This is a genomic window from Rhodococcus cercidiphylli (assembly GCF_033042225.1).
Taxonomy (GTDB): domain Bacteria; phylum Actinomycetota; class Actinomycetes; order Mycobacteriales; family Mycobacteriaceae; genus Rhodococcoides.
In genome coordinates, this window is the sequence record NZ_JAWLKE010000004.1 from 172,239 (window position 1) to 192,936 (window position 20,698).

General features: G+C 66.2%; 27 protein-coding genes and 1 pseudogene. 26 read left to right on the top strand and 2 right to left on the bottom strand.

Translation table 11 applies throughout. The features are described 5' to 3' along the window. Window positions 1-116 precede the first annotated feature (116 nt). Together R3P95_RS11270 and R3P95_RS11275 are read left to right on the top strand one after the other, a co-directional pair. Window positions 117-1,289, top strand: a complete 1,173-nt coding sequence (locus R3P95_RS11270) for a sensor histidine kinase (protein WP_283347895.1) — start codon at window positions 117-119, stop codon at window positions 1,287-1,289. Next, complete coding sequence (locus R3P95_RS11275; RefSeq protein ID WP_032380369.1) at window positions 1,286-1,975, top strand: response regulator transcription factor; 690 nt, start codon at window positions 1,286-1,288, stop codon at window positions 1,973-1,975. The genes R3P95_RS11270 and R3P95_RS11275 overlap by 4 nt, the downstream gene beginning before the upstream one ends. Window positions 1,976-2,043: 68 nt before the next feature. On the opposite strand, the gene R3P95_RS11280 is transcribed toward R3P95_RS11275, so the two are convergent. Next, the gene (locus tag R3P95_RS11280; protein WP_179276371.1) at window positions 2,044-2,796 is read right to left on the bottom strand and encodes a hypothetical protein; all 753 of its coding nucleotides are present in this window, start codon (window positions 2,794-2,796) and stop codon (window positions 2,044-2,046) included. Window positions 2,797-2,924: 128 nt separating this feature from the next. Between R3P95_RS11280 and R3P95_RS11285 the strand changes: the two are divergent. The 10 genes and pseudogenes from R3P95_RS11285 to R3P95_RS11330 all read left to right on the top strand — a co-directional run. After that, window positions 2,925-3,149 (top strand): annotated as a pseudogene (locus R3P95_RS11285) (Ppx/GppA phosphatase family protein); the annotation flags it as partial. Further along, on the top strand, window positions 3,146-4,303 hold the full coding sequence (locus R3P95_RS11290) for a hypothetical protein (RefSeq protein WP_317548407.1): 1,158 nt from the start codon (window positions 3,146-3,148) through the stop codon (window positions 4,301-4,303). The pseudogene R3P95_RS11285 and the gene R3P95_RS11290, both read left to right, overlap by 4 nt. Before the next feature lie 12 nt (window positions 4,304-4,315). Next, the gene (locus R3P95_RS11295) at window positions 4,316-5,158 is read left to right on the top strand and encodes a sugar phosphate isomerase/epimerase family protein (protein ID WP_283347893.1); all 843 of its coding nucleotides are present in this window, start codon (window positions 4,316-4,318) and stop codon (window positions 5,156-5,158) included. A 22-nt stretch (window positions 5,159-5,180) separates the two neighbouring features. Beyond that, window positions 5,181-6,038: a thioesterase family protein gene (locus R3P95_RS11300; protein ID WP_094641064.1), complete on the top strand. Its 858-nt coding sequence runs from the start codon at window positions 5,181-5,183 to the stop codon at window positions 6,036-6,038. Window positions 6,039-6,056: 18 nt separating this feature from the next. Continuing rightward, the gene (gene proC, locus R3P95_RS11305; RefSeq protein WP_068282380.1) at window positions 6,057-6,872 is read left to right on the top strand and encodes a pyrroline-5-carboxylate reductase; all 816 of its coding nucleotides are present in this window, start codon (window positions 6,057-6,059) and stop codon (window positions 6,870-6,872) included. A 127-nt stretch (window positions 6,873-6,999) separates the two neighbouring features. Continuing rightward, on the top strand, window positions 7,000-7,236 hold the full coding sequence (locus R3P95_RS11310) for a helix-turn-helix domain-containing protein (protein WP_008713658.1): 237 nt from the start codon (window positions 7,000-7,002) through the stop codon (window positions 7,234-7,236). Window positions 7,237-7,455: 219 nt separating this feature from the next. Continuing rightward, a complete protein-coding gene (locus R3P95_RS11315; RefSeq protein ID WP_003402602.1) occupies window positions 7,456-7,557 on the top strand; it encodes a 30S ribosomal protein bS22 in 102 nt (33 codons plus the stop codon). 144 nt (window positions 7,558-7,701) lie between these two features. Continuing rightward, window positions 7,702-8,829 (top strand): NAD-dependent epimerase/dehydratase family protein, encoded by a 1,128-nt coding sequence (locus tag R3P95_RS11320; RefSeq protein WP_317548408.1) that lies wholly within the window; start codon window positions 7,702-7,704, stop codon window positions 8,827-8,829. Then, a complete protein-coding gene (locus R3P95_RS11325; RefSeq protein WP_317533416.1) occupies window positions 8,826-9,875 on the top strand; it encodes a lysophospholipid acyltransferase family protein in 1,050 nt (349 codons plus the stop codon). Before R3P95_RS11320 ends, R3P95_RS11325 begins: the two co-directional genes overlap by 4 nt. Before the next feature lie 22 nt (window positions 9,876-9,897). Next, window positions 9,898-10,386 carry a GNAT family N-acetyltransferase gene (locus R3P95_RS11330; RefSeq protein ID WP_317548409.1) on the top strand — a complete coding sequence of 163 codons (489 nt, stop codon included), beginning with the start codon at window positions 9,898-9,900 and terminating at the stop codon, window positions 10,384-10,386. Between the two features lie 19 nt (window positions 10,387-10,405). On the opposite strand, the gene R3P95_RS11335 is transcribed toward R3P95_RS11330, so the two are convergent. After that, window positions 10,406-11,341: an HAD family hydrolase gene (locus R3P95_RS11335; protein ID WP_068046474.1), complete on the bottom strand. Its 936-nt coding sequence runs from the start codon at window positions 11,339-11,341 to the stop codon at window positions 10,406-10,408. Window positions 11,342-11,547: 206 nt separating this feature from the next. Between R3P95_RS11335 and R3P95_RS11340 the strand changes: the two genes are divergently transcribed. The 14 genes from R3P95_RS11340 (at window position 11,548) to R3P95_RS11405 (ending at window position 20,641) form a co-directional block, all read left to right on the top strand. Continuing rightward, window positions 11,548-11,829: a glutaredoxin family protein gene (locus tag R3P95_RS11340; RefSeq protein WP_068046471.1), complete on the top strand. Its 282-nt coding sequence runs from the start codon at window positions 11,548-11,550 to the stop codon at window positions 11,827-11,829. 157 nt (window positions 11,830-11,986) lie between these two features. Further along, window positions 11,987-12,817, top strand: a complete 831-nt coding sequence (locus R3P95_RS11345) for a redox-sensing transcriptional repressor Rex (protein ID WP_317533418.1) — start codon at window positions 11,987-11,989, stop codon at window positions 12,815-12,817. Then, window positions 12,814-14,226 (top strand): glutamyl-tRNA reductase, encoded by a 1,413-nt coding sequence (locus R3P95_RS11350; RefSeq protein WP_317533419.1) that lies wholly within the window; start codon window positions 12,814-12,816, stop codon window positions 14,224-14,226. Before R3P95_RS11345 ends, R3P95_RS11350 begins: the two co-directional genes overlap by 4 nt. Further along, window positions 14,223-15,200 (top strand): hydroxymethylbilane synthase, encoded by a 978-nt coding sequence (gene hemC, locus R3P95_RS11355; protein WP_300517569.1) that lies wholly within the window; start codon window positions 14,223-14,225, stop codon window positions 15,198-15,200. The genes R3P95_RS11350 and hemC overlap by 4 nt, the downstream gene beginning before the upstream one ends. Further along, window positions 15,193-15,363, top strand: coding sequence for a hypothetical protein (locus R3P95_RS11360; protein ID WP_156516050.1), 171 nt, complete (start codon window positions 15,193-15,195; stop codon window positions 15,361-15,363). The genes hemC and R3P95_RS11360 overlap by 8 nt, the downstream gene beginning before the upstream one ends. Continuing rightward, window positions 15,360-16,922 (top strand): bifunctional uroporphyrinogen-III C-methyltransferase/uroporphyrinogen-III synthase, encoded by a 1,563-nt coding sequence (locus R3P95_RS11365; RefSeq protein ID WP_068046447.1) that lies wholly within the window; start codon window positions 15,360-15,362, stop codon window positions 16,920-16,922. Before R3P95_RS11360 ends, R3P95_RS11365 begins: the two co-directional genes overlap by 4 nt. 46 nt (window positions 16,923-16,968) lie before the next feature. Further along, on the top strand, window positions 16,969-17,943 hold the full coding sequence (gene hemB, locus R3P95_RS11370) for a porphobilinogen synthase (RefSeq protein WP_317548410.1): 975 nt from the start codon (window positions 16,969-16,971) through the stop codon (window positions 17,941-17,943). Next, entirely contained in the window at window positions 17,940-18,578 is a 639-nt protein-coding gene (locus R3P95_RS11375; protein ID WP_317548411.1) for a hypothetical protein, read from the top strand. The genes hemB and R3P95_RS11375 overlap by 4 nt, the downstream gene beginning before the upstream one ends. A 97-nt stretch (window positions 18,579-18,675) precedes the next feature. Continuing rightward, a complete protein-coding gene (locus tag R3P95_RS11380) occupies window positions 18,676-18,849 on the top strand; it encodes a hypothetical protein (RefSeq protein WP_317548412.1) in 174 nt (57 codons plus the stop codon). A gap of 68 nt (window positions 18,850-18,917) precedes the next feature. Further along, complete coding sequence (locus R3P95_RS11385; RefSeq protein ID WP_269595735.1) at window positions 18,918-19,358, top strand: hypothetical protein; 441 nt, start codon at window positions 18,918-18,920, stop codon at window positions 19,356-19,358. Between the two features lie 25 nt (window positions 19,359-19,383). Continuing rightward, window positions 19,384-19,872, top strand: coding sequence for a hypothetical protein (locus R3P95_RS11390; protein ID WP_269595769.1), 489 nt, complete (start codon window positions 19,384-19,386; stop codon window positions 19,870-19,872). Beyond that, window positions 19,869-20,120, top strand: a complete 252-nt coding sequence (locus R3P95_RS11395; protein ID WP_068046434.1) for a hypothetical protein — start codon at window positions 19,869-19,871, stop codon at window positions 20,118-20,120. Before R3P95_RS11390 ends, R3P95_RS11395 begins: the two co-directional genes overlap by 4 nt. A gap of 16 nt (window positions 20,121-20,136) precedes the next feature. Continuing rightward, window positions 20,137-20,418, top strand: coding sequence for a metal-sensitive transcriptional regulator (locus R3P95_RS11400; RefSeq protein ID WP_032393890.1), 282 nt, complete (start codon window positions 20,137-20,139; stop codon window positions 20,416-20,418). 19 nt (window positions 20,419-20,437) lie between these two features. Then, window positions 20,438-20,641, top strand: a complete 204-nt coding sequence (locus tag R3P95_RS11405; RefSeq protein ID WP_068046431.1) for a heavy-metal-associated domain-containing protein — start codon at window positions 20,438-20,440, stop codon at window positions 20,639-20,641. Window positions 20,642-20,698: the final 57 nt, after the last annotated feature.

Genomic DNA, 20,698 nt, shown 5'->3' on the forward strand with positions numbered 1-20,698 from the left:
GTTTTGTCGTAACTGCAGGTGAACGATCGAAGAACACTGCCGACGGGGACTATGACGACCAGGGAAATGCCTGCACCCTGCGTATGTGAGCTGTCCATCGAACGTACGATTCCGGTGTGAGTGTTGCATCGGCCGTACTACTGGCTATCGCCACGGCCTTCGTGGGATACCTCGTCGGCGGTGTTCTGATCCCGTACCTCAACACTCGACACTCGGAGCGTCGCCGAGCCACGTCTGGGCTCACGATGTCGCAGGTACTGGACCTGATCGTCCTCGCATCCGAGAGCGGCATCGCCGTCGTCGACCAATTTCACGACGTCGTGCTGTTCAACCCGCGCGCCGAGGAGTTGGGGCTGGTGCGTAACCGGCTGATCGACGATCGGGCGTGGGACGCCGTCCTCAAGGTCCTCGCCGACGGCAACCCCGTCGAAGTGGACCTCAGCTCGAAGAACCCCAGAACCGGCCGAGACAAGATCGCCGTCCGCTGCGTAGCGCGCCTGCTGAGCAAGGAAGACAAGCGGTTCGTGGTGCTGTTCGCCGACGACGATTCCGAGCAGGTCCGGATGGAGGCCACGCGTCGGGACTTCGTGGCCAACGTCAGCCACGAACTCAAGACACCCGTCGGCGCGATGAGCCTGCTGGCCGAGGCGCTGCTCGAATCCGCAGACGACCCGGACTCGGTGAGGCACTTCGGCGGCAAGGTCGTCGCCGAATCCAAACGGCTCGGCAACATGGTGACCGAACTGATCGCACTGTCGCGACTGCAGGGTGCCGAGAAGTTACCCGACCTCGAGGTCGTCGATGTCGACACCGTCGTCAACGAGGCGATGGATCGATCCAAGCTCGCCGCCGAGAACGCCGGAATCTCCGTCACCACCGACCACCCGAGCGGTCTGGAAGTTCTCGGCGATCAAGCGCTTCTGGTGACGGCCCTGGCCAACCTCATCCAGAACGCCATCGCCTACTCCTCCGACGGCGCGCCGGTGTCGGTGAGCCGAGCCCTACGCGGAGACAACGTGGCGTTCGCCGTCACCGACCGCGGCATCGGCATCGCCAAGGAAGACCAGGAACGCGTCTTCGAGAGATTCTTCCGCGTCGACAAAGCTCGGTCGCGGGCAACCGGTGGCACAGGCCTGGGCCTGGCCATCGCCAAACACGTCGCAGCCAACCACAACGGCAGCATTTCGCTGTGGAGCAAGCTGGGCACCGGATCCACCTTCACCCTCCAGATCCCTGCGTACTTCGAAGAAGAAGACGACGCTTCGGTTACAGAAAGAGAGAATCAGTGACCAACGTTCTGATCGTGGAAGACGAAGAGTCGTTGGCCGATCCATTGGCCTTCCTGCTCCGCAAGGAAGGTTTCGAGGCCACGGTCGTCGGAGACGGACCGTCGGCACTCGCGGAATTCGATCGCGCAGGAGCAGACATCGTGTTGCTCGACCTCATGCTCCCCGGCATGAGCGGAACCGATGTGTGCAAGCAACTGCGTTCGCGCTCAGGCGTTCCCGTGATCATGGTGACCGCACGTGACAGTGAGATCGACAAGGTCGTCGGACTCGAACTCGGTGCCGACGACTACGTCACCAAGCCGTACTCGGCACGCGAACTCATCGCTCGCATCCGCGCAGTTCTGCGGCGCGGCTCCGACGCCGAGGTCGACGGTGGAGTCGATACCGGAGTGCTCGAAGCCGGACCGGTGCGCATGGACGTCGAACGTCACGTGGTGATGGTCGGATCCGAGCAGATCACGTTGCCGCTCAAGGAATTCGATCTGCTCGAGTACTTGCTGCGCAACTCCGGTCGAGTGCTGACCCGCGGACAGTTGATCGACCGCGTGTGGGGAGCCGACTACGTGGGCGACACCAAGACCCTCGACGTGCACGTCAAGCGACTGCGCTCGAAGATCGAAGCGGACCCGGCCAAGCCGGAACACCTCGTCACCGTGCGCGGATTGGGCTACAAACTCGAAGGGTAGAGCCTGCGGCATGTGCGCGGAACTTCGTAGTGGACTACGAGGTTTCGCTCACGTGCGGCGCAGCCGCTCTATCGACGCTGCGCCTCCCGAGTGGCGGGATGCACCGCGATCAGACCCAGACCGCGGCGACGCTTGCACAGCGATGCCAGTTCGTCGTACGCCGCCTTGCCGAGTAGCTCGGTCAATTCCGGCTTGTACGACTCGAACACCTGCTTCGAGCCGACGTGCGCATCGGGCGAGCCCGAGCAATACCAGTGCAGATCGAGACCGCCTTCGCCCCAGCCGCGTCGGTCGTACTCGCCGATCGTGGTCTTGAGGATTTCGGAGCCGTCCGGCCGCGTCACCCAGTCCTGGGTACGTCGGATCGGCAGCTGCCAGCACACGTCGGGCTTGACCTCGAGCGGCTCGATGCCCTTGCGGAGCGCCATCGAGTGCAGGGCGCACCCGATTCCGCCCTCGAACCCGGGACGGTTCTGGAAGATGCAGGCACCCTTGTAGCGCCGCGTCCGCAGCGACTGCTCGTCGTCGAGATCGTCGTATTCGACGTATCCCTTCTTGCCCAGACCCTTGTCCATGAGCTGCCAGTCCTGCGGAGTGAGCAACTTCACGGACTCGTCGAGCTTGCGTTTGTCGTCCTCGTCGGACAGGAACGCGCCGTGGGAGCAACAACCGTCGTCGGGGCGGCCCTCGACGGTTCCCTGACAGGCCGGAGTTCCGAACACGCAGGTCCAGTTGGACAACAACCACGTCAGATCCGCAGCGATGAGGTGTTCCGAATTGTCGGGGTCGGGAAACTCGACCCATTCTCGCGGGAAATCCATCTCGACCTCTGCAGCGAACGACTGCTGCTCACGACCTGCTGTCACAAACGTCGACGGTAGACCCAGTACCGTGGGCATGTGCGAATAGGGGTGCTCGACGCCGGTACGGACGCGGCTCGAGGCGACTCGTAGCGTTCGTAACGCGGATCGTCGTGGCCGACCGTGCAGAATTGGAAGGTGTCAGCGCCGACAGGTCGCCACCACTGGTGGCCGGGGCTCTGGTAGCGGAGGCGAGCATGCGGGCATCGACAGTGGAGTCACCCGAGATATGCCCGTGGGCGCTGAAGGAAGGTTTGATGTTGAGGAAGCTGGACCCCGAAACCGACGGCGATCCGGTGGTGAGCTCGAGATGAGCGACACCAACCCGGAGGACACCGGACAGATCTCGGTTGCCGAGCTGCTGGCTCGAAACGGTCAGAAGACGAACCTGAGCGCAGGCGGTCGCCGTCGCCGCGGCGTCAAGGGCGGCATCTCCGTCGCCGAGCTGACCGGTGAGATCCCCGTCGTACGCGACGAGCCCGGTAACCGCAGCGCCCCGGTGGTCGAGTCCCCGGCACCCGACGCGTCCGAGCCCGAGACGCCCGACGTCGCCCCGGCAGCTCCGCAGAGCAGCGATGCGGCCGAGGACGATGCACCCGCCGCCGTCTCTTCCCGGCCGCAACCGGCCAAGCCGCAGACCACTCGCCCCACCCCGTTCCAACCGGCAGGCAAGCGCGAGAAGCAGCAGCCCGAGCCGGAACTGCTGTCCGGCTCCACCACGGTTGCCGGTGACCTGCTCAACCGCTCGCACGACGACACCGAACGGTCCAAGCGCCCGGCTGTGTCCACGGCGCCGGCGCCCGATCGGCTTCCGTACGGATCCACCGCGGCCGAGCAGGGCCGGACCCGCAAGCCTGTGGGATTCCGAGCCTCGCGGCAGGTCGAGGTGGTCGAGCCGAACACCGACGTCGCTCCGCGTGCCGCGGTCATCGACGTCGACGACCTGGCCAAGACTGCGGTGTCTCCGCGCATTGCGCGCGCCGACGACACGACGGCCGAGTCGGCCGACGAGTCGGCGAAGGTCGATACGTCCGCCGCCACCGAGGTCGTCGATCTCGTGAAGCCGGAGATCGACGACGAACCGAAGACCGCGACCGACGTCGAGGCCGACACCGACACCGAAGACGCACCGGACGCGGAGGCCGACAGCGCCACTGCGGCCTCGCGGACCGACCGCCGGGCAGCGGCCGTCAAGGGCAAGGGCGGTGCCGTCCGGCAATGGCTGGTGCTGATCGGTCAGGCCGTGGTGTCGATCGCCGTCGGCGCGCTGCTGTTCAAGGGCTTCGAGCAACTGTGGGACGTGTTGCCGTGGGTCGCTCTGGTGCTGTCGGTGCTGGTCATCGTCGGGCTCGTCGCGGTGGTGCGGATTCTGCGACGCACCGACGATCTGATCTCGATCGTCATCGCGATCGCGGTCGGTGTCTTCGTCACGCTCGGTCCGCTCGCCTTCCAACTCAGTACCGGCTGAGTCGGCACACCGATGGGCGCGAAGCGAATTCAGGTAGGACTGTCCACGGCCTCGGTCTATCCGCAGAACACCGAGGCGGCGTTCCGATACGCGGCAGAGCTCGGGTACGACGGCATCGAATTGATGGTGTGGGCCGAGTCCGTCAGCCAGGACGTCGACGCGGTGGCCGCGCTCTCGCGGGAGTACTCGATGCCGGTGCAGGCCATCCACGCGCCGTGTCTGCTGATCTCGCAGCGAGTGTGGGGATCCGATCCGGTCACCAAACTCGCACGCTCGGTCGAGGCGGCCGAGAAGCTGGACTCGGCGACGGTCGTGGTGCACCCACCGTTCCGGTGGCAACGCAAGTACAGCGACGGCTTCGCCGATCAGGTCGCCGAACTCGAATCGAACTCGCACGTGGTGGTCGCCGTGGAGAACATGTTCCCCATGCGCGCCGACCGCTTCTTCGGGCGCAAGGAGAAATCCGCACAGCGACTCGAACGACGCGGTGGTCCGGGCGCGGCACTGTCGGCGTTCTCGCCGTCCTACGACCCGACCGACGTCGGCCACGGGCACTACACCCTCGACCTCTCGCACACGGCCACCGCAGGCTCCGACGCGCTCGAGATGCTCGACCGGATGGGCGAGGGCATCGCGCACCTGCATCTGGCCGACGGCCGGGGCGCATCGGTGGACGAGCACCTGATCCCCGGCCACGGCAGCCAACCGTGCGTGGAGGTGTGCACCGAACTGGTGCGCCGCGGCTTCGAAGGGCAGGCGGTCATCGAGATCAACACACAGAACGCGCGGACGGTCCCCGAGCGTTCCTCGATGCTCGGGCAAGCACTGCAGTTCGCCCGCGCACACCTGTCCTGAGGCCGCCGGTAAGTTGTCGGAAATGAGTTCCGCCAGCCCCTTCACCGCCGCCACCACCCTGACCGCGCTCGAGGTCGCCGCCGACACCGCGTCGTTCGCGGGCGCGATCGATTCCACCTGGACCATCGGTCCGAAGGTGCACGGCGGCGTGATGCTCGCCGTCTGCGCGGCAGCAGCGCGCAAGCACATCGTCACGACCGACCCGGAGCAGGCCGAGATCCAGCCGCTCGCGGTGAGCGTCAGCTACCTGGCCGCTCCCGATCCCGGCGAGGTCGCGCTGACGACGGTGGTACGCAAGCGCGGCCGTCAGGTCTCGCACGTCGACGTCGAACTCACCCAGGCCGGACGCGTTGCCGTGCGGGCGGTGGTGACCCTCGGTCGTCCCGATTCCGAGGAACCCCACCACGAGACGCCCACGTCTCTGGCGTCGATGGCAGCCGAGCCGCCGGCAGAGACCCTCGCGGTGGCGGGCGATCATCCGATGGCGTCGATCGTGCACGTCGCCAAGGGCTGCGAGATGCGGATCGACGCGTCGTCGGCGTCGTTCCTGACCGGCCAGCAGGGCGAGGCGGAGATTCGACTGTGGGTGCGTCCCTTCGCGGGCGACGAGGCCGACCTCGACACCGCAGTGCTGTTCGCACTGATGACCGGAGACATCTCGGCTCCGGTGACCATGAACCGCGGAATGTTCGGTTGGGCTCCGACCGTGCAGTTGACGACCTACCTGCGACGCCGTCCGGCACCGGGGTGGCTGCGGGTGGCGGCGACCAGCACCGTCATCGGCAGCACCTGGTTCGAGGAGGACCACGTGGTGCTGGATTCGACCGGTGCCGTCGTGGTGCAGAGCAGACAGTTGGCGATGGTGCCGCGCTCGAACTGACATGGCAGGCTTGGTCGTATGACGAGAATTGCAGTGATCGGCGGCGGACGGATCGGTGAGGCGTTGATTGCGGGACTCCTCGAGTCCGGCCACGCAGTGCGCGATCTGGTGGTCGCCGAGAAGTCCGAGGCCCGCGCCAAGGAGATCGCCAAGGAATTCGGAGTACTGACCACCACCGTCGGCGACGCATCCGAGGGAGCCGATGTGATCGTGCTGGCGGTCAAGCCGGCCGACGTCGAAGCGGCACTGACCGAGATCACGAAGATCGAACTCGACGGCGATCGCGAACAACTCATCGTCTCGCTGGCCGCAGGCGTTCCCACCGCCAAGTTCGAGCCCAAGCTCCCCGCCGGCTTCCCGGTCGTTCGAGTCATGCCCAACACCCCGATGCTGGTGGGGGAGGGCGTCAGCGTGTTGGCACCGGGCAAGTACGCCCGCGCCGAGCACCTCGAACTCGTGCGGTCGATCCTCTCGGCCGTCGGCAAGGTGGTCGTGGTCAAGGAGAACCAACTCGACGCCGTGACCGCCGTGTCCGGCTCCGGGCCGGCCTACTTCTTCCTCGTGGCCGAGGCCATGATCGACGCCGGAGTGGGCCTGGGATTGAGCCGCGACGTGGCGTCGGCGCTCGTGGTTCAGACGATGGTGGGGTCCGGAGCGATGCTCGATCGCTCCGACGAGAGCGCGAGCGAGCTCCGGTACGCCGTCACTTCTCCCGGCGGAACGACAGCCGCAGCAGTGCGTGAATTGGAGAGAAAGGGCGTCCGAGCAGCGTTCTTCGATGCCCTCGGTGCCGCAAATGCCCGATCCATTGAGATGGGCATCACAGCAGAATAAAAAATCTTTTCCCCACACCCGTCGCAGTAACCCCATCTGTCCCTATAGGCTCGGGGGCAGCACGTGCGTGTCTGTTCGGCAGGAGGGGAAGCCTGCCGCATGAGACGTGCCGGAGGTATGTGGATTGATGGCGTCTATAAACAAGCCGTCCAAGGGTTCGTCCCCGGACGGTCAACCGGCCCTGGCCGGAACGCAGTTCCTCACGGTCGCCGAAGTGGCGACGCTGATGAGGGTTTCGAAAATGACCGTGTACCGGCTGGTGCACGGCGGAGAATTGCCCGCTGTACGAGTGGGTCGATCTTTTCGTGTGCACGCCAAGGCGGTCCACGACTATCTCGAGACCTCGTACTTCGACGCAGGCTAGTAGTGCACGTGGGGCCGGTTTCGTAAGTCCTGGTTCACACCGGTAGGATTGGCGCTCGTCGTGCCAGCCAGCCGGTGTGCAGCCGTGGGCGAGTACGTGGCCCCAGCGCCAGCTCGGTGACCAAGGCTTTTGGCTCGAAGCCCTCAGGGCTTGGTTGTCAGGTAGGCGTACGCAAACGGCGTGCGCGAAAACGCTAGAGAAGAACGTGAGGACACCCGCATGGGTTCAGTGATCAAGAAGCGTCGCAAGCGCATGTCGAAGAAGAAGCACCGCAAGTTGCTTCGTCGTACCCGCGTGCAGCGCAGGAAACTCGGCAAATAAGCCTGCCGTCATCTGCTTCATGGGGAAGCCCGTCACCATCGGTGGCGGGCTTCTTCCGTTCGAAGAACGGGCTTTGCTTCTCACCCGCGCCGAGCCCGGTCGATCCAGTAGGCTTTGCAGCGGAACCGACGTTGGGGGTGCGCAGTGAGTCCGAGCGATCGTGGATCGTCTGCGCCCCGAGTGGTCCTCGTGACCGGAGCGAGCCGATTCCTCGGCGGCTACCTCGTCACCAGACTGGCCCAGAATCCCAACATCGAGCGCGTCATCGCCGTCGATGCAGTCTCGCCGAGCAAGGATCTGTTGCGCCGCATGGGACGCGCGGAATTCGTCCGCGCCGACATTCGTAATCCGCTGATCGGCAAAGTGATTCGCAATGCCGGCGTCGACACCGTCGTGCACGCCGCTACCGTCGCCAAGCCCCCGAAATCCGGCGGCCGCGCGACGATGAAAGACCTCAATGTCATCGGCGCGATGCAGCTGTTCGCGGTCTGCCAGAAGTCACCGACCGTCGAGAGAGTGGTACTGCGTTCGTCGTCCTCGGTGTACGGCTGTAGCGCGAAGGACCCGGTGAAATTCACCGAGGAGATGAGTGCCCGACGCCCCCCGAGCGGTGGGTACGCGCGGGACTCGATCGACATCGAGGGATACGTGCGCGGTCTCGGGCGTCGACGACCGGACATCGCGGTGTCGATCCTGCGCATGGCGCCGCTGATCGGTCCACGACTGAACGGCACCATCTCGCGCTACATGACCTCGCCGCTGATTCCCAGCATCGTCGGTCGCGACGCACGCATGCAGTTGCTGCACGAGGAAGACGCCCTGGCTGCGCTCGAGCGCGCGACTCTCGGTGGGTCGGCCGGCACGTTCAACATCGGAGCCGACGGCACGATCATGCTGTCCCAGGCGATTCGTCGAGCCGGCCGCGTTCAGGTGCCGGTACCGTTTCCGCTGTTCAAGAGCGTCGGCCGCGCACTGATGGGCGGCATGATGCGCGAGTTCACCACCGAGCAACTCGACTACTTCCACTTCGGCTGCGGACTGGACACCACCCGTATGCGGTCCGTCCTTGGCTTCGAGCCGCGGTGGACTACGGTTCAGGCATTCGACGACTTCGTCCGAGGCGCAGCGCTGCGGCCGGTCATCAGAACCGAATGGGTGGACAGCGTCGAAGATCGACTGGTCTCGGCCGTCGAGACAGGCGCGTCCACGGCGCGGGCACTGGCGGCACTGCGTAGTTCGGGAGCGGTGCGTAATTCGGGAGGGGACAGGTGAGCGAAGTGGCCAAAGTGATTCCATTGCACGGCGGCACGTCCGGCCGCTCGGCGCGAGCGGCTGCGGGTTCGCGTGAACGGCACCCCTCCGCCTACGCCGATCCGCGCGAGCCGACGCCGTTGCCGGCCCCGGCTCCTGCCGACGCGTCGGCAGTGACGCCCTCGCTCCCGACTCCGTTGCTGTCGATGATCGACGACACCAAGTCGACGATCGTCGACCAGATCTCCTCGGTCGCCGAGTTCGTTCGCAGGCGGCTGGCCGGTGACTACAGTGTCGACGAGTTCGGCTACGACCCGCACTTCGCCGACGCGGTCTGGCTTCCGTTGCTGCGGCCGTTGTTCGACAAGTGGTTCCGCGTCGAGGTCAAGGGCATCGAGAACATTCCGTCCGACGGCGGCGCGCTCGTCGTCGCCAACCATGCGGGCGTCGTGCCCGTCGATGCGCTGATGGCGTCGGTCGCCGTGCGAGATCACCACCCGGCGCACCGCCCTCTGCGAATGTTGGCCGCCGACATGGCATTCGAGATGCCCGGCGTCGGCACGATCGCGCGCAAGGCCGGGCACACGCTGGCGTGCAACCCCGACGCCGAACGCCTGCTGCGTACCGGCGAGGTCGCCGCCGTGTTCCCCGAGGGGTTCAAGGGCATCGGTAAACCGTTCAGCGAGCGCTACAAGTTGCAGCGATTCGGTCGCGGCGGATTCGTCTCGGCTGCTCTGCGGACGGGTGTGCCGATCATCCCGTGCTCCATCGTCGGCTCGGAAGAGATCTACCCCAAGATCGGCGACATCGCACCACTGGCCCGGTTAATGGGCGTCCCCTACTTTCCGGTCACGCCGTTCTTCCCGCACCTCGGCCCGCTGGGTCTGATCCCGTTGCCGTCCAAGTGGTACATCGAATTCGGCAAGCCGATCCCCACCGACGGGTACGACTCCACCGCATTCGAGGATCCGATGGTGCTGTTCGAGTTGACCGACCACGTGCGCGAAACCATTCAGCACACGCTCTATCGACTGCTTGCCAAGAGGCGCAACGTCTTCCTGGGTTAGACGCTCGGGTTATCGTGTGGCCGTGCATATTCGCGACACTTCCGCTGCCGATCTACCCGAGATTCTCGACATCCACAACGATGCGGTCGCCAACACCACCGCCATCTGGGACGAAGAACAGGTCGACCTCGCCGATCGCACAGCTTGGTTCGAGGGCCGGATCGCCGCGGGATACCCGGTACTCACCGCAGAGGTCGACGGACGGGTGGCCGGATACGCGTCGTACGGGCAGTGGCGGGTCAAGAGCGGCTACCGACACTCGGTGGAACACTCGGTGTACATCCATCGAGACTTCTACCGTCGCGGGCTGGCCAGTGCGCTACTGAGCGAGTTGATCGAGCGAGCGAAAGCGGGCGACATTCACGTGTTGGTGGGGTTCATCGAGTCCGAGAACACCACGTCGATCGCTCTGCACGAGAAGTTCGGGTTCGCCACCGTCGGACAGATGCCGCAGGTGGGCGTCAAGTTCGGTCGGTGGCTGGACCTGACGCTGATGCAGCTCACTCTCTGACCGCCCGCGGTCGGATGAATCAGGCCTTGCGTCGGCCGATCACCGCAGCCAGCCCGCCGCCCACCGCGCCCAACGCCAACGCCGTGGGCACACCGATCTTGGCGGCCTTGCGTCCGGTGCGGTAGTCGCGGATCTCCCAACCCCGGTTCTTGGCCAGCTCACGCAGATCGGTATCGGGGTTGATCGCCACGGCGGTGCCGACCAGCGAGAGCATCGGCACGTCGTTGTGGCTGTCCGAGTACGCGGTGCAGCGCTTGAGATTGAGACCCTCACGCACCGCCAGCGAGCGCACCGCGTGCGCCTTGCCGATACCGTGCAGGATGTCGCCGACGAGACGGCCGGTGAACACCCCGTCCTTGCTTTCGGCGACGGTTCCGAGCGCGCCGGTCAGGCCGAGACGCTTGGCGATGATCTGGGCCAGTTCGAGGGGAGTGGCCGTCACCAGCCAGACCTGCTGACCGGCGTCGAGGTGCATCTGCGCCAGAGCCCGGGTGCCGGCCCAGATCTTGTCAGCGATCATCTCGTCGTAGATCTCCTCGCCGAGCCTGGTCAGCTCCGAGGTGGGACGGCCGGTGATGAACGAGAGCGCCTTCTCGCGTCCGCTGGCGACATCCTCGCTGTTCTCCTTGCCGCTGACCCTGAATTTGACCTGCTGCCAAGCGAATTGGGCCAGATCACCGCTGGTGAAGTACTTGCGGGCGGCCAACCCTCGAGCGAAGTGAATGATCGACGCGCCCTGCACCATCGTGTTGTCCACGTCGAAGAAGGCGGCAGCAGTCAGATCCCGCGGAACGGCACCCTCGGACTCGATCTGCAACGCCAGAGCGGCATCGGCACTGGCCTGGCCTGCAACGTTGGCGCGAACCTCGGCGTCGCTCGGACCGAACGGATTGCGGATTCTGCGGATGCGGCGCTTGAACTGCTTGTCCTCGCGCGGATCGTTCGTATCGACCATGTCGATATCGGGCGTGTTCTCGATCGGCAGGTCTGTTCCCCCATCACTCACTTCTGTCCACCTCCCAGTCGAGTCGCTCGCCGCAAGCCTAGTCGGGGTTGTCCGGACGACAGGCGAAGGGCAGCACTCGACCCCTGTCGTTCGGCCCCACGTGGGACCGGGGACTGTGACCTTCGTCTCCGTTACGGCCGTGTCACAGTGGAGGCATGCAGACGACCCCCACCGGCGTGGCTCTTCTCACCCGTGCAGGCTGCCATTCCTGCACTCACGCGCTCGAGGTCCTGAACGAGGTGTGCCGCGAATTCGACGTGGCAGTGACCGTCGTCGACGTCGACGAGGCGGCAGCGGAATCGCCTGACCTGCGTGCGGAGTACGGGGATCGAGTGCCCGTGGTGCTGCTCGACGGCATCGAACACAGTTACTGGGAGGTAGACGTGCCGCGGTTGCGGGCCGATCTGACCCGGGCAGGGCACCCTAAGAACGTGTGATTGCTCTCGCGTGTGCAGGTGAGGGCCGGTGTGCGCAACTTTGTTCATTCGTTCACAAGCAGTTACCGTGGTGTGAACAGCGTCCGTGAAATAGACACGAACGCAGGATCAGCGTGAAGATCGGCCGTCGTTGCCGTTCGGACGAGGAGCCCCAGACGTGACCGAAGAGCGCCCGTCGCCCAGCGGCGTAGAGCGGGTCATCCCTCAGGCTACGGTCACCCGTCTGGCGACGTACCTGCGGGTCCTCTCGATCCTCGCAGACGAGGGCGTTCTCATCGTCTCCAGTGAAGAACTGGCCACCGCAGCAGGCGTCGGATCGGCGAAACTGCGCAAGGACCTCTCCTTCCTCGGCCCCAACGGCGTCCGCGGAGTCGGCTACGACGTGGCTCGCCTGCGCGCCAAGATCGACAGCGCACTCGGACTCGACCGCGGCCACCGCGTCGTCCTGGCCGGAGTCGGCAACCTCGGGCAGGCGCTGGCCGGCTACGGCGGATTCGCTCGACGCGGCTTCACGATGGTCGGCCTCTTCGACAGCGACCCGGCGCGAGTGGGCACCGACGTCGACGGCCTCACCGTCCGGCACGTCGACGAACTCGTCGTCGCCTGCCGCGAACTCGAAGCGACCATCGGCGTCATCGCCACCCCCGACGAGGCCGTGCACAGCGTCGCCGAAAAGCTCGTCTCCGGTGGCGTCGAATGCATCCTGAGCTTCTCGCCCATGGTTCTCGACGTCCCCGAACACGTCGAGGTGCGGCGCGTCGACCTGGCCGTGGAGATGCAGGTGCTCTCCTTCAACAGCTCCCGCAACGTCTCCGGACCTGCCGATATCGCCGGTCCGGCCATCGTCACCGCGCCCCGACCGCAGCCGGTCTCGCCGCCCCCGCTCACGTCCACGGCACGTCTCGGCCGCAGTCACGGCCCGCGCATCGCCGGCAACCCAAGCCCAGTCAACAGTTCGACAAGAAACGGATCGGTGATTGCACCGTGAGTGTCCTTCTCGTCGGGATTTCGCACCGTAGCGCTCCCGTCGCAGTCCTCGAGCGTGTCGCCATCACGGACACCGATCGCCCGAAACTGACCGACAAGCTGATGGCCAGCGGAAGCATTTCCGAGGTCATGGTGGTATCCACCTGCAATCGCGTCGAGATCTACGCCGTCGTGGACGCGTTCCACGGCGCGCTGACCGCCGTCGGCGAAGTTCTCGGTGAGCACTCCGGGCTCGAGGTCGCGGACCTGACCAAGCACGCCTACGTCCGCTACAGCGAGGCTGCCGTCGAGCACCTCTTCGCCGTGGCCAGTGGCCTCGACTCGATGGTCATCGGCGAGCAGCAGATCCTCGGCCAGATCCGCTCGGCGTACGCCGCCTCGGACGGGCAGCAGGCATCGGGCCGGGTGATGCACGAACTGGCTCAGCAGGCGTTGCGCGTGGGCAAGCGCGTGCACAGCGAAACCGGAATCGACGCCGCCGGAGCCTCGGTGGTCTCGGTCGCCCTCGACCGCGCCGCGGACCTGTTCGGCGGTTCCCTCGCCGGCCGCAAGGCCGTCGTCCTCGGGGCCGGTGCGATGGGCGGACTCGCCGTCGCTCACCTGGGCCGCGCCGGCATCGGCAGCCTGACCGTCGTCAACCGCACTCGCGAGCGAGCCGACCACCTGGCCGAGAACGCCGTCTCCAACGGCATCACGGCAACCTCGGTCGCGCTCGAGAACCTGGCCGACGCAGTCGCCGAGGCCGACATCCTCCTCACCTGTACCGGAGCGGTGGGGGCCGTGGTCTCCATCGCCGACGCCCACCTCGCTCTCGCCCGCCGCGGCTCCGATCGACCGTTGGTGATCTGCGACCTCGGTCTGCCGCGCGACGTCGACGCCGCGGTGTCGGGTCTGCCGGGCATCACCGTCTTCGACATGGAGTCCCTGCAGCGTGATCCTGCTGCCGGTGCCGCGGCGAACGACGCGTCGGCGGCTCGCGAGATCGTTTCCAGCGAACTCTCGGGATACCTTGCCGGACAACGACTTGCGGAGGTCACCCCCACTGTCACGGCACTGCGTCAGCGTGCTGCCGAGGTGGTCGAGGGAGAGCTGCTGCGGCTGGAATCGCGGCTGCCCGGGCTCGACTCGCCGCAGCGCGACGAGGTGGCCCGCACCGTGCGCCGCGTCGTCGACAAGCTGCTGCATTCGCCCACCGTGCGGGTCAAGCAGCTCGCCAGTACGCCGGGCGGGGATTCCTACGCCGCTGCACTGCGTGAGTTGTTCGAGCTGAGCCCCGGCTCGGTCGACGCGGTTGCCATGCCGATGGAGATCGGCTCGCTGGAACTGGTGGACGATTTCACCGCCAGCCGTACCGATCTGCGCTCGGACTCTTACCCCGGCGAGACCACCGGTCAGGAGCGTGCCGAATGACCGACATCGTCAAGATCGGTACTCGCGGAAGCCTTCTCGCGACCACCCAGGCCGACACCGTTCGGGTGGCCCTCGCGGCAGCCGGAGTCGAGGCGGAACTGGTGATCGTCAAGACCGCGGGCGACCTCTCTGCTGCGCCCGTGCAGACCATCGGCGTCGGTGTCTTCACCGCGGCGCTGCGTGAGGCGCTGGCCGACGGCACCGTCGACATCGCCGTGCACTCGTACAAGGATCTGCCGACTGCGGCCGACGACCGGTTCACCATCGCCGCCATTCCCGCTCGCGAGGACCCGCGCGACGCCCTGGTCGCCCGGGACGGACTGGTTCTCGGTGAACTGCCCGCCGACGCGAAGGTCGGCACGTCCGCACCCCGCCGGATCGCTCAATTACGTGCTCTCGGACAGGGATTGAACGTTCTGCCGTTGCGCGGCAACCTCGACACCAGGATCGGCAAGGTCGCGTCGGGTGAGCTCGACGCCGTCATCGTCGCCCGCGCCGGCCTGTCCCGTATCGGTAGGTTGGATGTCGTCACCGAAGCGCTCGACCCGGTGCAGTTGCTTCCGGCACCCGCCCAGGGCGCGCTGGCAGTCGAATGTCGCGTCGAGGACACCGATCTCGTGACTGCGATCGCCACCCTCGACGACGCACACTCGCGCGCCGCGGTGGCGGCCGAACGTGGACTGCTCGCCGAACTCGAAGCCGGCTGCACCGCTCCGGTCGGCGCGATCGCAGAGGTCGTCGAATCCATCGACGAGGACGGCCGCATCTTCGACGAACTGTCGTTGCGGGGCTGCGTCGCCGCCATCGACGGCAGCGACACCATCCGCGCGTCGATCGTCGGATCACCCGACCGAGCCGAGGAGCTGGGCCGCGAACTGGCCCGCGAACTGCTCGATCTCGGTGCGCGCGAACTCGTTTCAGTCACCGAACCAGCACAGGCCGGTTCTCAGGTACAGGGTGGATCTCATGTCTAGGGCCATAACGGCACCCGTCCGCGGACGCGCCAAACGCAAGGCGACTCGTCCGGTGGTGCGAAGAGAGTCGATCGCCACCGCTCGACTGATTCCGAAACGGGGCACCGCAACCCCGATAGAACTGCAGTACCCACACAAGACAGCACTGGAGAACAACCGATGAGCCCAGTCCGCAAGAACACCAACGGACGGATCCTGTTCGTGGGATCCGGGCCGGGTGACCCGGCTCTGCTCACGGTCCGGGCACGGGAAGTGCTCGGAGCGGCCGAGCTCGCGTTCACCGATCCCGACGTCGACAAGGGTGTCACCGCCCTCGTCGGTGCCGACGTTCCGCGTGACCCGGAGACGGGTGAGAACGGTGTCGAGGTTCGTCCGGCACTCGGCGAACCGGCCGAGGTCGCCAAAACCCTTCTCGCCGAGGCCAAGAACGGCCACGACGTGGTTCGCCTGGTCTCCGGTGATCCGCTCACGACCGACTCGGTGATCGCCGAGGTCAGCGCCGTCGCTCGCACGCACGTGCCGTTCGAGGTGCTCCCCGGCCTGCCGTCGGGATCAGCCGTCCCCAGCTACGCAGGCATGGCACTCGGCTCGGGTCACACCGAGGCCGACGTCCGCGGCGAGGTCGACTGGGCAGCACTCGCAGCTGCTCCTGGCCCGCTCGTACTGCACGCCACGTCGGGCCACCTGGCCGAAACCGCCAGTGCCCTGGTCGAACACGGCCTCGCGCCGCAGACGCCCGCGGCCATCACCGTCCGCGGCACCACCCGTCAGCAGCGCACCGTCGAGGCCACCCTCGCCACCCTCAACGACGCCGGATCCGAGCTCGTCGGATCACTCGTCGTCACCGTGGGCAAGGTCGTCTCGGGCCGAAACAAGATGTCCTGGTGGGAATCTCGCGCACTGTACGGCTGGACCGTGCTGGTGCCGCGTACCAAGGATCAGGCCGGGGAGATGAGCGACCGGCTCGTCACCCACGGAGCCATCCCCATCGAGGTCCCGACCATCGCCGTCGAGCCCCCGCGCAGCCCGGCCCAGATGGAACGCTCCGTCAAGGGCCTGGTCGACGGCCGCTACCAGTGGGTCGTCTTCACCTCCACCAATGCCGTGCGCGCCGTGTGGGAGAAGTTCGAGGAGTTCGGTCTGGACGCTCGCGCGTTCTCCGGCGTCAAGATCGCGTGTGTCGGTGAGGCAACCGCGGCGAAGGTGCGTTCGTTCGGCATCAACCCCGAACTGGTGCCCTCGGGTGAGCAGAGCTCGCTCGGACTGCTCGAGGACTTCCCGCCGTACGACGAGGTCTTCGACCCGGTCAACCGAGTTCTGTTGCCCCGCGCCGACATCGCCACCGAAACTCTCGCCGAGGGCCTGCGCGAACGGGGCTGGGAGATCGACGACGTCACCGCCTACCGCACCGTCCGGGCAGCACCGCCCCCCGCCGAGACCCGCGAGATGATCAAGACCGGCGGCTTCGACGCAGTGTGCTTCACGTCGAGTTCCACCGTCCGGAACCTGGTCGGCATCGCCGGAAAGCCACACGCCCGCACGCTCGTTGCGTGCATCGGACCCAAGACCGCCGAGACGGCCGTCGAATTCGGTCTGCGCGTGGACGTGCAGCCCGAGTCGGCTCAGGTCGGACCGTTGGTCGAGGCACTCGCCGAGCACGCGGCTCGCCTGCGCGCCGAGGGTGCGCTGCCCCCGCCGCGAAAGAAGTCACGTCGGCGCTAGGTCCCACCAGAAGAGCCGAATAGCACCCGGTCCGTAAGGAGTTCGCTTGTTCCCCACCGACCGTCCCCGACGCCTGCGCCGTACCCCGGCACTGCGTCGACTCGTGGCCGAGACCTCGCTCGAGCCACGGCATCTGGTGCTGCCGATGTTCGTGGCCGACGGCATCGGTGAGCCTCGGGCGATCAGCTCGATGCCCGGGGTGTATCAGCACACGCTGGACTCGCTGAGCGCTGCAGCCGAAGAGGCCGTCGCGGCCGGCGTCGGCGGCGTCATGCTGTTCGGGGTGCCGAGAACCGAGGACAAGGACGAGATCGGCTCGGGTGCAACCGACCCGGACGGGATTCTCAATCGGGGTCTGGCGCGGCTGAAGACCGACCTCGGGGACTCGACCGTCATCATGGCCGACACCTGCCTGGACGAGTTCACCTCCCACGGGCACTGCGGAGTCCTGGGGGAGAACGGATCCATCGACAACGACGCCACCCTGCTGCGGTACGTCGACATGGCCGTCGCGCAGGCGGAGTCCGGTGCGCACCTGCTCGGACCCAGCGGAATGATGGACGGGCAGGTCGGTGCCATCCGCGCCGGACTGGACGCAGCCGGACACGTCGAGGTCGGTCAGCTGGCCTACTCGGCGAAGTACGCCTCGGCGTTCTACGGTCCGTTCCGCGAAGCCGTCGGCTCGTCGCTGCAGGGCGATCGCCGCACGTACCAGCAGGACGCAGCCAACCGTCGTGAGGCCACCCACGAAGTAGAGCTCGATCTCGCCGAGGGTGCCGACATGGTGATGGTCAAGCCGGCCATGTCGTATCTCGATATTCTTCGCGACGTCGCCGAGATGTCACCGGTTCCGGTTGCGGCGTACCAGATCTCCGGGGAATATGCCATGATCACCGCTGCCGCTCAGAACGGGTGGATCGACCGCGACGCAGCGGTACTGGAATCGCTCGTCGGCGTCCGGCGCGCCGGTGCCGATGTCGTACTGACCTATTGGGCTACCGAAGTGGCGGGCTGGTTGTGAACGAATATCCTCCGAACAACAACCCGGACGGCAACCCCGACAGCAACACCCCGGGTAACCCACCGCCGCAGCCGGATTGGCAGCGCTGGGAGATGGAGCACGGGTTCCCGCAGCCAGGACCGGAGCTGGAGCCGACCCCGCGTCCGGCCCCCGTCGACGTCGAGACCGCTCGCCACCTGTGGTGGGGAGTGGCGCTGAGCGGAGCGCTCTCGGCACTGTTCTCGGTGTGGACGCTGTTCGGGGCGCGCGAGGAATTCGCGCAGTCCCTGCTCGACGACCTCGCAGCGCAGGACGCGGCCGCCGACATGACGGTGGAGTCCACGCAGTCGATGGTGACGGTGATGCTCGTCGTCACGGTGTTCGTCGTACTGGGATTCGGGGCATTGTTCCTGTTCTGGGTGAAGCGAATGCGAGCAGGGAAGATGTGGGCGCGCATGCTGCTCACCGTCATCGGATCGTTCACCGTGTTCACCACGATCCTGGAACTGTTCTCGATCGCGTCGAGCGCGGGCGCGATGAACATCGTGATGAGTGTGCTCGGCATCGGTCAGGGAGTGCTGGCCGCCGGGGCGATCTACCTGATGCACCGTCGGGAATCCAACGAATACTTCGTCGCCGCTTCGGGACAGCGGTAGTTTTCAGAACTCGATAGTTTCGGGCGTGTTCTCGGCGGCGGTACCGACTGTGTGACTAGCATCACTCTCGATATCTTCTCGAGTGATCGGAACCGACATGGCAGACAACATCCCTGCAGCAGCGAGTATGGCGCAGCCGACCGCAGTACCGGCCGTCGACCGCGAGGCCTGTCCCGCCGAGAGCGGTCGCCCCGGCTGGGCACTGCTGGGGTTGCTGCTCGCCGTCTCGGCCGCCATCGCGATCATGGCGCTGGGAATCTCTGCAGGCTGAGCATCGCGTCGGCGGAGAATCTTTGCCGGCCGAACGCACAGCTCACCGACGGTGGCAGGATGTCTGGCGTGAGCGCAGACACCGACGCACCGACCGCCCGGCCCCGAGTGGTATCCGCCGCCTACTGGCTGTGGTTGTCCTCGGCGGTGCTGCTGATCGTCGTGTGCATGATCGCCCTGACACTGCCGGCCGATCAGATCCGCGCATCGTTCACCACCGGCGGTGCGACCGACGAACAGATCGATTCCTTCCTGACGGTGTTCCGCGGACTCGGGGTCATCTTCGGAGTGGTCGGCTTGGCCGTCGGTCTGATGTCGGGCCCCGTCCGCGCCGGAGACCGCAGGTTCCGACGCGCCCTGGTGGCACTGTCCGGAGCCGTGGCGCTGCTGCTGACGTTCGCCGCGCTGGTGTTTCCGTTCGTGCTGCTGGTGATCACAGTTGCGCTGGTGGTCGCAGCCGTTCTGGTCTACCGGCCGTCGGCGCGGGAGTGGTTCGTCCGTGAGCAGTGAGATGAACAGCGAGATGAACAATGACATGAATAGCGAGACTCCCATCGACGATCCCGTGCTCTTCCACGAGCCCGGTGGTCGGTGGCGCATGCTGGCGTGGGGGCCGGTGTTCTGCCTGGTGGTACTCGCAGTCGAACTCGCATCGGGACCGGTGATCCACTGGTTCGCACTCGCGCTGTTCTCGTTGATCCTCGTCGGTCTCACGTACGTCCAGCTGCGCGCCGCGCGGATGCACGTGAGCGTCGAACTCACCACGCGTCGGCTGCGGCAGGGGACCGAGACCGTCGATCTGGACGAGATCGACGACATACTGCCGCCGGCGGAGTACGCCGACGGCGACTACGAGCCGAAGAGGTGGGAGACCGCGCGGGTACTCGGGGAGCTGTCGGGTGTGCCGCGCAAGCGTCACGGCATCGGGCTGCGGCTGGTGGGCGGTGGGCTGGTGCAGGCCTGGGCGAAGGACGACGACGGTCTGCGTGCGGCTCTGGAAACGGCGAAGCGGGAGTACCTGTGAGGAAGTCCCTCGGGTGGGCGGAGCTGGGGCTGGCTCTGCTCGCGGTGATCGGAGCTGTGGCGTGCTGGAATGCGGGCGTGCGCACCACCGAGTTTCCCGCGGTTGCCGACGTGTCCCCGGCATATTCGGGGACGTTCTACTCGGGGTCCTGGATCGCTCTGGCCGCTCTGGTCGTCACGGTGGCCGCACTGTTGATGGTCGACGGCGTCCGTCGGGTCCTCTCGGGACGTGCACCCCATACCGGGTAGGGGTATGGTGGGCGTTATGAGCAGCTACAGCGCCGAGCAGGACGATCTGCTGAAGCGATTGCGCCGAATCGAGGGCCAAGTGGCCGGTATTTCGCGAATGGTCGCAGACGACCGCTATTGCATCGATGTCCTCACTCAGGTGTCTGCGGTGACCAAGGCGCTGCAGTCGGTCTCGTTGAAGCTGCTCGACGCCCACCTCGCAGGATGCGTCGTGGAGGCCGCGAAACACGGCGGACCCGAGGCGGACGCGAAGGTGAAAGAGGCCTCCGAGGCCATCGCGCGCCTGGTTCGTTCCTGACGGAAGAGGGGAAATTCAGATGCAGACGACGTATTCGGTCGAGGGCATGACGTGCGGGCATTGCGCCGCGTCGGTGAGAGAAGAAGTATCGGAGATCGCAGGAGTCACCGGCGTCGACGTCGATGTGGATTCCGGGGCAGTCGTGGTGAGCAGCGATTCGGCGCTCGATGACGCGACGGTGGACGCCGCGGTCGTCGAAGCCGGGTATCGACTGGTGTCCTGACTCGACTGAGATCCGTCGGTGGTTCGGAAGTCGTAAAAACGGTGATACCGGAGAAAT

What these genes read in the sequence shown, in the direction of transcription:
- R3P95_RS11280 (WP_179276371.1), bottom strand. Translation starts at nt 2,796, where the DNA reads ATGGATTTCCCGCGAGAATGGGTCGAGTTTCCCGACCCCGACAATTCG.
- R3P95_RS11315 (WP_003402602.1), top strand. Translation starts at nt 7,456, where the DNA reads ATGGGTTCAGTGATCAAGAAGCGTCGCAAGCGCATGTCGAAGAAGAAG.
- R3P95_RS11300 (WP_094641064.1), top strand. Translation starts at nt 5,181, where the DNA reads ATGAGTTCCGCCAGCCCCTTCACCGCCGCCACCACCCTGACCGCGCTC.
- R3P95_RS11365 (WP_068046447.1), top strand. Translation starts at nt 15,360, where the DNA reads ATGAGCCCAGTCCGCAAGAACACCAACGGACGGATCCTGTTCGTGGGA.
- R3P95_RS11405 (WP_068046431.1), top strand. Translation starts at nt 20,438, where the DNA reads ATGCAGACGACGTATTCGGTCGAGGGCATGACGTGCGGGCATTGCGCC.
- R3P95_RS11360 (WP_156516050.1), top strand. Translation starts at nt 15,193, where the DNA reads ATGTCTAGGGCCATAACGGCACCCGTCCGCGGACGCGCCAAACGCAAG.
- hemC (WP_300517569.1), top strand. Translation starts at nt 14,223, where the DNA reads ATGACCGACATCGTCAAGATCGGTACTCGCGGAAGCCTTCTCGCGACC.
- R3P95_RS11335 (WP_068046474.1), bottom strand. Translation starts at nt 11,341, where the DNA reads ATGGTCGATACGAACGATCCGCGCGAGGACAAGCAGTTCAAGCGCCGC.
- R3P95_RS11380 (WP_317548412.1), top strand. Translation starts at nt 18,676, where the DNA reads ATGGCAGACAACATCCCTGCAGCAGCGAGTATGGCGCAGCCGACCGCA.
- R3P95_RS11340 (WP_068046471.1), top strand. Translation starts at nt 11,548, where the DNA reads ATGCAGACGACCCCCACCGGCGTGGCTCTTCTCACCCGTGCAGGCTGC.
- R3P95_RS11295 (WP_283347893.1), top strand. Translation starts at nt 4,316, where the DNA reads ATGGGCGCGAAGCGAATTCAGGTAGGACTGTCCACGGCCTCGGTCTAT.
- R3P95_RS11390 (WP_269595769.1), top strand. Translation starts at nt 19,384, where the DNA reads ATGAATAGCGAGACTCCCATCGACGATCCCGTGCTCTTCCACGAGCCC.
- R3P95_RS11310 (WP_008713658.1), top strand. Translation starts at nt 7,000, where the DNA reads ATGGCGTCTATAAACAAGCCGTCCAAGGGTTCGTCCCCGGACGGTCAA.
- proC (WP_068282380.1), top strand. Translation starts at nt 6,057, where the DNA reads ATGACGAGAATTGCAGTGATCGGCGGCGGACGGATCGGTGAGGCGTTG.
- R3P95_RS11400 (WP_032393890.1), top strand. Translation starts at nt 20,137, where the DNA reads ATGAGCAGCTACAGCGCCGAGCAGGACGATCTGCTGAAGCGATTGCGC.
- R3P95_RS11290 (WP_317548407.1), top strand. Translation starts at nt 3,146, where the DNA reads ATGAGCGACACCAACCCGGAGGACACCGGACAGATCTCGGTTGCCGAG.